Genomic DNA, 10,194 nt, shown 5'->3' on the forward strand with positions numbered 1-10,194 from the left:
TTCCCAGTGATACGATCAAGTGGCGGACGGTGCAATCAAACGATATAACGCCAAGTATTCGTCGGCTGAACGCAACCAACTGAAATCCTCATTCATCGCCGTCTCAATCAAGTGCTCAAAGACCGGGCGATCATGATAGACCTCAATGGTACGTTTAATCGCTTCTAAAAACTCATGTGCATTATAATTCGCGAACGAGAATCCATTTCCTTCTAACGTAAACTGATTGAATGGCTTGACCGTATCACGAAGACCACCTGTTTCCCGGACGACTGGTAAACAGCCGTACTTCATCGAAATCAACTGACTGAGACCACATGGTTCAAAACGCGAAGGCATCAAGAAGGCGTCACTGCCCGCATAGATTCGTTGCGCGAGACCAACATCGAACCCGATGTAAGAAGCGATTTTGTCTGGACGAATCGATGTCGCATGATGGAACAACCCTTCATATTCCGCTTCACCTGATCCAAGGATGATGAACTGCGCATCGAGTTCAAACAAATCTGGCAAGATATGCGCGAGCAAATCAATCCCCTTTTGGTCGACGAGACGAGAAACGAAACCAAACAATGGTACATCCGGATTGATGGGGAGACCTAGTTCTTCTTGTAAGGCAGCTTTGTTCTTCGCTTTTCCTTCCGTGACGGTATCGACCGAATACGTCTCAACGAGATGCGGATCATGTGCAGGATCAAATTGACGATAGTCGATTCCATTCAAGATTCCGCGTACGTCGACAGCGCGATGTTGTAAGACGGGTTCAAGCGTCTCACCGTAATACGGATCCATGATCTCATCACGATATGATGGACTGACTGTCGTGATTTGATTGGAATGGACGAGTCCTGCCTTCATGTAATTGACGAGACCGTTATGAGCAATACCATCGGCTGTGAAGTGTTCATGACTCAATCCAAGTAAATCACCGAGTACTTCCTCCGGGAAAACACCTTGATATTGTAGATTGTGAATCGTAAAGACCGTTTTAATATCTTGATAGCGCTCTAGGTGCTGATAATGGATTCGTAGGAACGCCGGAATCACACCTGTTTGCCAATCGTGACAATGGATGACGTCCGGTACTTCTTTCCGATCGAGATGTTGAATCATCTCAAGAACGGCACGTGAAAAATACGCAAATCGTTCCGCATCATCGTAATGTCCATAAATGACACCATCGCGTTTGAAATAGTACTCATTATCGATGAAATAGAACGTTACACCATCTTGTTTTAATCGGAGGACAGCACCAAATTGCTGTCGCCAGCCAACTGGTACGATGAAGTCGAATAAAAACTCCATCTCTGATTTGTATTGTTCCTTGATTTGACCATAATTGGGTAAGACGACCGAAACGTCTGCCCCTTCCTCAGCAAGCGCTAAAGGGAGCGAGCCGACGACGTCAGCTAGCCCCCCTGTCTTGATGAAGGGTGTCGCTTCCGTGGCAGCAAACCATACCTTCATGAATGACATCTCCTTTAAACGATTGTTTGTTTTTTGATGACGATTGGTTCTTCTGCCGTACCGCGAATGACTTGACCGCGTTTGACGGTCACTTCTTTGTCGAGAATCGCGTACTCAACGACCGCGCCTTCTTCAATGACCGATTTTTGCATGATGATCGAGTTTTTGACGCGCGCATGCTTTCCGACTTTAACACCACGGAACAGGATGCTATCCGTCGTCGTGCCTTCTAACTTACAGCCGTTTGCGACGAGTGAGTTCTTAATCGCTGAACCTGGCAAATAACGTGTCGGCGGTTCATGCTTGATTTTCGTGTAGACATGCTGGAAGTCGTTGATTGCTCCCCACTGTTCAAGCAATAGCATGCTCTCACGGTAGTATGAACGAAGTGAATGGATGACTTGTGATGTACCACGATATTCATAACCATGTACATGCAAGCGATTTAGCTGCGAACGGATGATGCTTTGTAGTAAATCGTACTCACCACGCGCAATCGCCTCATCAATCAAACGAACGAATAGGTTCTTCGATAGAACGACCGTTTCCATGTAGAACGTCTCATCAGTCGGCTGGAACCCTCGTGATCCGATTGCAGTCACGCGGTTCTGCTCGCCAAAGCGAATTGGACGGCAGTATTTGCAAGGCAGTTCACGCTTCGTATAAACGACTGTGATATCCGCATTCGATTCTTTATGTTCGCGCAAGACATCACGATAATCTACGGCTGATAAGATGTTCGAACCAGAGACGACGACATAGTTTTCCTTACTGCGAAGGAAAAAATCACGGTGAAGGTGGAAGTTCGATAGATCCCCACGGAACTCGTTCGCATCTTGTGACAATGCAGGTGGGAAGATATAGAGTCCACCGTTTGAACGGTCAAGATCCCACTCTTTACCAGATCCAAGATGGTCCATCATGCCACGATATTTCTCGAGCGTAAAAATCCCGATGTTCGCGATATCGTTTTGTACCATGTTCGTTAATGTAAAATCGATCAATCGATAACGACCCGCAAATGGCACAGCTGCCAAGTTACGATGCTCTGTTAGTTCTTTGAAAAATCCTTCTTCACCACTTAGATTGATGACGCCTAATAAATCGACCTTCATTCGAATATCCCCCTTATTGAATTGCTTCTTTGATGACTTCGTTCTTTTTAACGATGCTGTCTGCTTCAATGACGAAGACTTCTCCGTCCGGAGATCCAATCGTCGCACCATCTTCAACGATGACACCATCTGCTAAAATCGCCCGGTGAATCGTGACGTCTCGTCCGATTTTGACGTTCGGGAAGATGACCGAGTCTTTGACGAGTGATCCTTCTGCTACATCGACACCGTAGAAGAGAACCGAATGATTGATTTCTCCTTCGATGTGGCATCCTTCGTTGATGATCGATGTCTCGACCGTTGCAGCGTTCCCGATATATTGTGGTTGCTGATTCGGGTTGACCGAATGTACTTTCCATGACGGTTCATACAAATCGAATTCAGGCTCTGCCGTCAATAGATCCATGTTCGCTTCCCAAAGGGATTGAATCGTCCCGACGTCTTTCCAGTATCCTTTGAATTTATACGCACGGATATTGAGATTTTCAAAAAGCATGTTCGGGATGATATTTTTACCGAAGTCAAAGCTTGATTCCGCATCGCCGGCATCTTGAATCAAGTGGCGTTTTAAGATATCCCAGTTAAAGACATAAATCCCCATCGATGCAAGATTTGATTTCGGATTTTTTGGTTTTTCTTCGAATTCATTGATTCGTAAGTCATCGTCCGTATTGAGGATACCAAATCGCGGTGCCTCGTCCCATGGTACTTCACGTACGGAAATCGTCACGTCAGCTCCACCAAGTCGATGCTCCTCGATCATTTTTTCATAATCCATTTTATAAATATGGTCGCCTGATAGAACAAGAACATATTCAGGGTCAAATTGATTGATATAACTCATATTTCGATAAATAGCATTTGCTGTGCCCTCATACCAGTTTTTGCCGTTCTGTGCTTGGTATGGTGGAAGAATCGTTAATCCGCCATTACGGCGATCCAAATCCCATGGACTTCCAATGCCAAGGTATCGATTCAACTCTAATGGTTCGTATTGCGTCAACACGCCAACTGTATCGATTCCTGAGTTCGTACAGTTCGAAAGTGGGAAATCAATGATCCGGTATTTTCCTCCAAATGCAACAGCTGGTTTCGCAGTGTGTTTCGTTAAAGCTCCCAGACGTTTCCCTTCTCCGCCTGCAAGTAACATCGCAACGACATTCTTTTTAGCCATTTCGTCCCCTCCATTTATGCTCTTTTTTTACAGATGACTCGCGTTCTAAAATCCACAGATACTTCTATATACCCAATCTTTTCTCTTTTTAATATAACATTCCTGCAAAATAGGTTTATTAAAATACAAAAATCGAAAAAAAATCTATTGATTTCTCCATAAAAGACCGATAATAGGAATGAAATGGCTTTTTGAAAGGAGTTCTCATGCGAATTACGACAGGATATCTCGTCTTACTTGGTCTTACGATGATGCTTCTGTTTTCCTTATTTTCAATTAAAGATGAGTTAAAAACAGCACGCACACTTTTTTTCTGGGCCGATGAACAGACGACACGACATCCACTGACCTCCTACCAACCAATCACCGTAACCTATGAAAACAAACGGGTCGAGCTCTATGACGGATTGCGACGGGATGACTTAACGCCTCGAACATTGCCGAAAAAAGTCGAGCAAGCGTTTGTTGCTATCGAAGATCAGCGTTTCTATCAACATGACGGATATGACATCACAGGAATCTTACGCGCGTTTACGAAAAACCAGTCTGATTCTAAATCTCAAGGTGGCAGTACGATCACACAACAACTAGCAAGAATGACATATCTAACAAACGAAAAAACATATACTAGAAAAATAAAAGAGTTGCTAATTGCTGTGTCTTTGGAGCAAAAATATTCGAAAAAAGAACTGATGACAGCGTATGTCAATCAAGCATATTTCGCGAATAATATTTACGGGATCGAACTGGCCGCAAAATCATATTTCAATAAGCCAGCGCGCGAGTTGAATTGGTCTGAAATCAGCTTTTTGACAGCGATTCCGAACAATCCGTCACTCTACGATCCGCTTCGTTTTCCTGAAAATACAAAAAAACGTCAGCAACGAATCGCTCAAGCATTAGTGCGCGATCGTGTACTGACGAAAGATTTTACTATTTCTCATGTGACACCTCGATCCTATAAGCCGCGGGTTCCTTATCCGGACTATATCGATGCAACCGTCCAAGCTGCCATCCGGATGACCGCTCAACAGCACGGATGGAGTGAGAAGCATGCTTCGGAATATCTACATCAACAAGGTGCGATCATCTCGACATATCTCGACTCAGCAGAACAACGACGGGCTAAGGAAGCTCTTCGTCGTCTACCAGACCCGATTGAGGGAGCCTATGTTGGCATTGATGGACAAACACACGGGGTTACGGCTTTAGTCGGCTACAAATCAAATTTGACCGGTCAGTTCAACCGAGCAGTGCAGTCGTACCGACAACCTGGTTCATCCATCAAACCTTTACTTGTCTATGGTCCTTATCTCGAGAAGACGAAAGCTCGATTGTCGAGTACGTTAGACGGTAGTCCTGTCTGTATCGATGGATACTGTCCATCAAATAGCGGAAATCGAATCCTTGGACAAGTGACGATTGCCGATGCGATCGCTTATTCTTATAACACACCAGCGATCCGTGCTTTTGCTGTTTCTTTCCAAGAAGGATTGAAGTCCATCCGTCCGTTCCATTTCAGTCAGTGGACACGGAAGGATGATGCCTTCACGAGCGCTTTGGGCGGTTTGCAGTACGGCATTAGTCCGTTTGAACTGACAAATGCCTATACCGTATTCGTAAATGACGGGCTCTATCGACCGGCTTCGATGATTAAAAGTATTACGTTTCGAAACGGAACGGTCGAACGACCGCAGGAAAAGGAACAACGGATTTGGTCCAGTCAGACGAACCGTGAATTACGGGCTGGTTTAAAGAATGTCATGACGTATGGAACAGGGCGCAAAGGATACGATCCTTCCGCGCGCTATATCGGAGGAAAAACAGGAACAACGAATGATAATAAGGATATGTGGTTCGTCGGTATCAAAAATCAACACATCGGGGGTATTTGGTTAGGAGCTGACCGTCCCCGCCCTTTCCCTGCTGAAGCCAATGCAACGTTACAGGTCCAGACGTGGGCGACGATTTTACGTCCTTGAGTCAACTCGGAAATAAAATTGCTTCTCCAAAGGAATTGAATAAGGTCAGACCAACCCATGATAGACCAGCGAGTAGAACGCCCCAGGCTAAGAAGGAGAAGATGATTAACCCAACAGCTCCAGCCGCACTCGTCATTTTACTAATCTGTACCGTGTAAAAGATAAAATAGATGAAGAAGGATACAAGCAATACGATCCCAACGTGCAAGAAGGACGTCATGAAAGCAAAGCTGACACATCCTCCGACGAGCAGGAGAATACTGCCCGGACGTAACATACCGAGTGTCGTTCCCTCTTGTTCTTTGATGAAAAAGGCGAAACCGAGCTGATTGATCGTGTCCGATAGTAGTTTAAGCGAACTAAAGATCATGAAATAGACGATCAAAAAACCAAGCCAAACGACGAGCTTCGTATCACGTGCCGTCAGTAGCTGGAGCAGTTCATCGTACACGCCGACTTGATCGAGCCAATGCAATGCAAGTTCCGTCGTCGCGATCGCAAGGGATGTACTAAATAACAAGATGCTGATCAGTGGGGCATAACTTAATAGGTAAACGTTCGTACGCATGTGGAGTCTCCATTCATAGAAAATTCATATGTAGCACACAATTTCACTTACAGGTATACTATAATAGATTATATCGGTTCAAGAGACTGAAGGGGGAAACAAAAATGGCATTTATCTTAATGGTCGGCGTAAGTCTTGCGTTTTTGACAGCAATCTTCACTGCAGGCTACAACAAAAAACCTGAAGGTAACGAATAACTCATAAAAGCTCCATCCTGAATCAGGATGGAGCTTTTGCTTTACAGAAGACCTGCGTATCCTTGCTGACGTAATGCTTCATAGACGATGATCGCTGCCGTGTTCGAGACGTTCAGTGAACGAACGAGATTCGATTGGGGTAAACGGATACACCGTTCTGCGTTTGCATCGATGACTTCAAGCGGCAATCCTTTTGTTTCCCGACCAAAGACGAAGAAATAGTCCTGTTCAACGTCCGATAAGTCAATCTGACTTGGGTACTGTTCCCCGTATTTCGTAATATAGTAGAAAATACCTTCCGGATGTTTTTCCCACAGTTCTTCTAACGAATCATGATAACGGACATCGACAAATTCCCAGTAGTCAAGACCTGCACGTTTAAGTTGCTTATCGTCTGTCGAGAAGCCGAGCGGTCGGATCAAGTGAAGGACGGAATGCGTCGCTGCACATGTTCGCGAAATATTACCTGTATTTTGAGGAATTTCCGGTTGATACATAACGACATGAATAGCCATGGTTCAATTCTCTCCTATCTCATGCGCTAAAAGCGCTTCTTTATGGGCAATTCCGCTTGCGAAACCCGTCAATTTACCGGTCGCCCCGATGACACGGTGGCATGGATAAATCAATGCGATCGGATTCCGATTCAAGGCACCGCCAACAGCTCGTGCTGCCTGTGGTTTTCCAATCATTCGAGCCAGTTCACCATAACTGATCGTCTGACCGAACGGAACGGTTCGCAAAGCTTGTAACACTTTCTCTGCAAATGGTGTGACACGCAACTGACAAGGAAGCGCATCAAGCGCTTGTACCTCTCCTTGTGCATAACGATCAAACGCCATACGCCAAGCTTTCGGTAATGTACCTTCGTCTGTCTCTTCTGCTAAATAGGTCCGAGCACGATCTTTATTCAACCCAAAGTCGAGGTACACGATTTGCTCTTTTTCCCATGCGACGAGCAATGTACCGAACTTATAAGTGAGCTGTTGAAATGGCATCTGCTTCCCCCCACTCTTCAATTAACCGTTGTCCTTCTGTCTGAACATCCACTGCAGTATCCGCTAAAAGACGGGATTCGATGTACGACTTCTCATCAATTCCGCCAATCCGACCGACTGCCCAGAGTGCAAGCGCCCGCATGTCTTCGCGGGCATCTGTTTCCGTCATTAACCGTAGCGCGTCAATAGCACTCTTGTCTCGATAATGAACAAGCGCACAAATCGCATTACGTTGAATCGGCTTCTTACCACGCCATGCTCCGGATAATGTTCCGAAACGACTCTTGAACTCACGGTTACTCATTGATAAGAGTGGAACAAGGAGCGGTTTGACCTGCTCCGGATCCGGTTGTAGTTCAACATGATGTGTCGCATTCTTCTTCCGGTTATATGGACATACTTGCTGACATGTATCACACCCATACAGACGGTTCCCAAGCGCCATCCGAAACGGTTCTGGCAGTAACGTTTTCGTCTGTGTTAAAAACGAGATACATCGTTTAGCGTCGATGACACCAGGTTCAACTAGCGCATCCGTCGGACAAGCATCGATACATTTATTGCATGTTCCACATAATTCTTCGACTGGCTGATCCGGCGGCAAGACGAGGTCAGTAATCAATTCACCAAGATAAAGATACGATCCGTGCTCTTCACTGATGATCGAGCAATTTTTACCACTGAATCCAATACCTGCTCGTTCTGCTACTGCACGATCGACGAGTTCTCCTGTATCGACCATCGAGCGCGTCCTTGCACCTGGACTCAACTCTTGAATTTTTTCTTCAAGCAACGTCAAACGTTGTCGCAACGCCTGATGGTAATCCAGTCCCCAGGACGATCGACAAAAAATACCCCGCCGCTCCCCTTCCTTGCCACGAGGTGCATTTTTGAGAGTACTTGGATACGCGACCGCAATGGCAATGATCGAAGCCGCATCTTCTACGAGTAACGAAGGAGTCGTTCGTAGATCGAGATCGGGCTCTTCAAAACCAGAAGCAAATCCTTTCTCCTGTTGTGCTTGAAGTCGACGTTTTAAGACAAGAAAAGGGTCAGCCGTCGTCACCTTCAGCTCATCGATTCCAATCTCAACTGCGTACTCTTGTAAAGCCAATTTCAATTGTACACCATCCATTACGACACGCTCCTTTCCTCTTAAGATTCCTTCCTAAACAAAAAGAGCAAGGTGTCAGCGAAAACGACACATTGCTCTTTTTAGGTAAGCGGGTGAAGGGAATCGAACCCTCGTCATCAGCTTGGAAGGCTGAGGTTTTACCATTAAACTACACCCGCATGATCAGGTGAAACATCAGATTGTGTAAAAAGTATAAAGCGGGTGAAGGGAATCGAACCCTCGTCATCAGCTTGGAAGGCTGAGGTTTTACCATTAAACTACACCCGCAAGATACCGGTGGTCGGAATCGAACCGACACTCCAAAGGAACACGATTTTGAGTCGTGCGCGTCTACCAGTTCCGCCACACCGGCACAATCTCTTGCAAAACTATTTAATTGAGAAATAGTTGGAGGCGCCAGTCAGAATCGAACTGACGATAAAGGAGTTGCAGTCCTCTGCCTTACCACTTGGCTATGGCGCCACTCATTGGAGCGGAAGACGGGATTCGAACCCGCGACCCCGACCTTGGCAAGGTCGTATTCTACCACTGAACTACTTCCGCTTGAAAAGCTGGGCTGGAAGGGATCGAACCTTCGCGTGCTGGAATCAAAATCCAGTGCCTTACCACTTGGCTACAGCCCAATAATAAGAGGGCGACTGATGGGAATTGAACCCACGAATGCCGGAATCACAATCCGGTGCGTTAACCACTTCGCCACAATCGCCATGGTAAACAGGGGCAGCAGGAATCGAACCCGCGCTGACGGTTTTGGAGACCGTAGTTCTACCGCTAAACTATGCCCCTATGGTGGTGGGGGGGGGCGGATTCGAACCGCCGAACCCGAGGGAGCGGATTTACAGTCCGCCGCGTTTAGCCACTTCGCTACCCCCCCACAAATGGGAAAATCATGTTGTTAATAAAGATGGTGGCTTTGGACGGAATCGAACCGCCGACACAAGGATTTTCAGTCCTTTGCTCTACCAACTGAGCTACAAAGCCGATTTAAAATGGCGGTCCTGACGGGATTCGAACCCGCGATCTCCTGCGTGACAGGCAGGCATGTTAACCGCTACCACAGGACCGTATGTAATTGCGGGGGCCGGATTTGAACCGACGACCTTTGGGTTATGAGCCCAACGAGCTACCAGACTGCTCCACCCCGCGACGCTATAAATGGTGACCCGTACGGGATTCGAACCCGTGTTACCGCCGTGAAAGGGCGGTGTCTTAACCGCTTGACCAACGGGCCATTCTGAATTGAAAGTGATGATGGCGGAGAGCAAGGGATTCGAACCCTTGAGACGCTTTTGACGCCTACACGATTTCCAATCGTGCTCCTTCGGCCACTCGGACAGCTCTCCATTGTACGTGGTGAAGAAGTAATAAATGGCTCCGCAAGTAGGATTTGAACCTACGACCTACCGGTTAACAGCCGGTTGCTCTACCGCTGAGCTATTGCGGAACGATCGCCTGGCAGCGTCCTATCCTCACAGGGGGAAGCCCCCAACTACTTTCGGCGTTCAAGTGCTTAACTTCCGTGTTCGGCATGGGAACGGGTGTGACCACTTGGCTATCG

8 protein-coding genes, 15 tRNA genes and 1 rRNA gene are annotated in these 10,194 nt (G+C 46.6%); 1 reads left to right on the plus strand and 23 read right to left on the minus strand.

Going from position 1 to position 10,194, the window contains the following annotated elements; genetic code table 11:
• Positions 1-15 precede the first annotated feature (15 nt).
• From glgA to BW42_RS08700, 3 genes are read right to left on the minus strand one after another with little or no spacing between them, the layout of a single operon-like run.
• Positions 16-1,467, minus strand: a complete 1,452-nt coding sequence (gene glgA, locus BW42_RS08690) for a glycogen synthase GlgA (RefSeq protein WP_035409444.1) — start codon at positions 1,465-1,467, stop codon at positions 16-18.
• A 14-nt stretch (positions 1,468-1,481) separates the two neighbouring features.
• Positions 1,482-2,582, minus strand: coding sequence for a glucose-1-phosphate adenylyltransferase subunit GlgD (glgD, locus tag BW42_RS08695; RefSeq protein WP_035409446.1), 1,101 nt, complete (start codon positions 2,580-2,582; stop codon positions 1,482-1,484).
• Positions 2,583-2,595: 13 nt separating this feature from the next.
• Positions 2,596-3,756 carry a glucose-1-phosphate adenylyltransferase gene (locus tag BW42_RS08700; RefSeq protein WP_035409448.1) on the minus strand — a complete coding sequence of 387 codons (1,161 nt, stop codon included), beginning with the start codon at positions 3,754-3,756 and terminating at the stop codon, positions 2,596-2,598.
• Between the two features lie 206 nt (positions 3,757-3,962).
• On the opposite strand from BW42_RS08700, the gene BW42_RS08705 reads away from it, so the two are divergent.
• Positions 3,963-5,738, plus strand: a complete 1,776-nt coding sequence (locus tag BW42_RS08705; RefSeq protein ID WP_035409451.1) for a transglycosylase domain-containing protein — start codon at positions 3,963-3,965, stop codon at positions 5,736-5,738.
• Position 5,739: 1 nt separating this feature from the next.
• Here BW42_RS08705 and BW42_RS08710 read toward each other — a convergent pair whose 3' ends face one another.
• The 20 genes from BW42_RS08710 to rrf form a co-directional block, all read right to left on the minus strand.
• Positions 5,740-6,306 carry a DUF5366 family protein gene (locus BW42_RS08710; protein WP_035409453.1) on the minus strand — a complete coding sequence of 189 codons (567 nt, stop codon included), beginning with the start codon at positions 6,304-6,306 and terminating at the stop codon, positions 5,740-5,742.
• A gap of 238 nt (positions 6,307-6,544) precedes the next feature.
• Entirely contained in the window at positions 6,545-7,018 is a 474-nt protein-coding gene (trmL, locus tag BW42_RS08715; RefSeq protein WP_023467320.1) for a tRNA (uridine(34)/cytosine(34)/5-carboxymethylaminomethyluridine(34)-2'-O)-methyltransferase TrmL, read from the minus strand.
• A gap of 3 nt (positions 7,019-7,021) precedes the next feature.
• Entirely contained in the window at positions 7,022-7,501 is a 480-nt protein-coding gene (locus tag BW42_RS16655; RefSeq protein ID WP_035409455.1) for a methylated-DNA--[protein]-cysteine S-methyltransferase, read from the minus strand.
• Positions 7,476-8,636 (minus strand): tRNA epoxyqueuosine(34) reductase QueG, encoded by a 1,161-nt coding sequence (queG, locus tag BW42_RS08725; RefSeq protein WP_035409457.1) that lies wholly within the window; start codon positions 8,634-8,636, stop codon positions 7,476-7,478. The genes BW42_RS16655 and queG overlap by 26 nt, the downstream gene beginning before the upstream one ends.
• A gap of 87 nt (positions 8,637-8,723) precedes the next feature.
• Positions 8,724-8,794: transfer RNA gene (locus tag BW42_RS08730), tRNA-Gly, on the minus strand.
• A gap of 38 nt (positions 8,795-8,832) precedes the next feature.
• Positions 8,833-8,903 (minus strand) — tRNA-Gly (locus tag BW42_RS08735).
• Between the two features lie 4 nt (positions 8,904-8,907).
• Positions 8,908-8,988, minus strand: a tRNA-Leu gene (locus BW42_RS08740).
• Between the two features lie 36 nt (positions 8,989-9,024).
• Positions 9,025-9,098: transfer RNA gene (locus BW42_RS08745), tRNA-Cys, on the minus strand.
• Between the two features lie 6 nt (positions 9,099-9,104).
• Positions 9,105-9,179: transfer RNA gene (locus BW42_RS08750), tRNA-Gly, on the minus strand.
• A gap of 8 nt (positions 9,180-9,187) precedes the next feature.
• A tRNA-Gln gene (locus BW42_RS08755) sits at positions 9,188-9,259 on the minus strand.
• Positions 9,260-9,269: 10 nt separating this feature from the next.
• Positions 9,270-9,342: transfer RNA gene (locus BW42_RS08760), tRNA-His, on the minus strand.
• Between the two features lie 9 nt (positions 9,343-9,351).
• Positions 9,352-9,422, minus strand: a tRNA-Trp gene (locus BW42_RS08765).
• A gap of 4 nt (positions 9,423-9,426) precedes the next feature.
• Positions 9,427-9,510, minus strand: a tRNA-Tyr gene (locus BW42_RS08770).
• A 31-nt stretch (positions 9,511-9,541) separates the two neighbouring features.
• Positions 9,542-9,617, minus strand: a tRNA-Phe gene (locus BW42_RS08775).
• A gap of 9 nt (positions 9,618-9,626) precedes the next feature.
• Positions 9,627-9,700, minus strand: a tRNA-Asp gene (locus BW42_RS08780).
• A gap of 8 nt (positions 9,701-9,708) precedes the next feature.
• A tRNA-Met gene (locus tag BW42_RS08785) sits at positions 9,709-9,782 on the minus strand.
• 10 nt (positions 9,783-9,792) lie between these two features.
• Positions 9,793-9,867, minus strand: a tRNA-Glu gene (locus BW42_RS08790).
• Positions 9,868-9,888: 21 nt separating this feature from the next.
• Positions 9,889-9,979 (minus strand) — tRNA-Ser (locus BW42_RS08795).
• A 26-nt stretch (positions 9,980-10,005) separates the two neighbouring features.
• Positions 10,006-10,080, minus strand: a tRNA-Asn gene (locus tag BW42_RS08800).
• A 6-nt stretch (positions 10,081-10,086) separates the two neighbouring features.
• Positions 10,087-10,194, minus strand: a 5S ribosomal RNA gene (rrf, locus tag BW42_RS08805); the annotation flags it as partial.

This window comes from Exiguobacterium sp. RIT341, assembly GCF_000632205.1.
GTDB lineage: Bacteria > Bacillota > Bacilli > Exiguobacteriales > Exiguobacteriaceae > Exiguobacterium_A.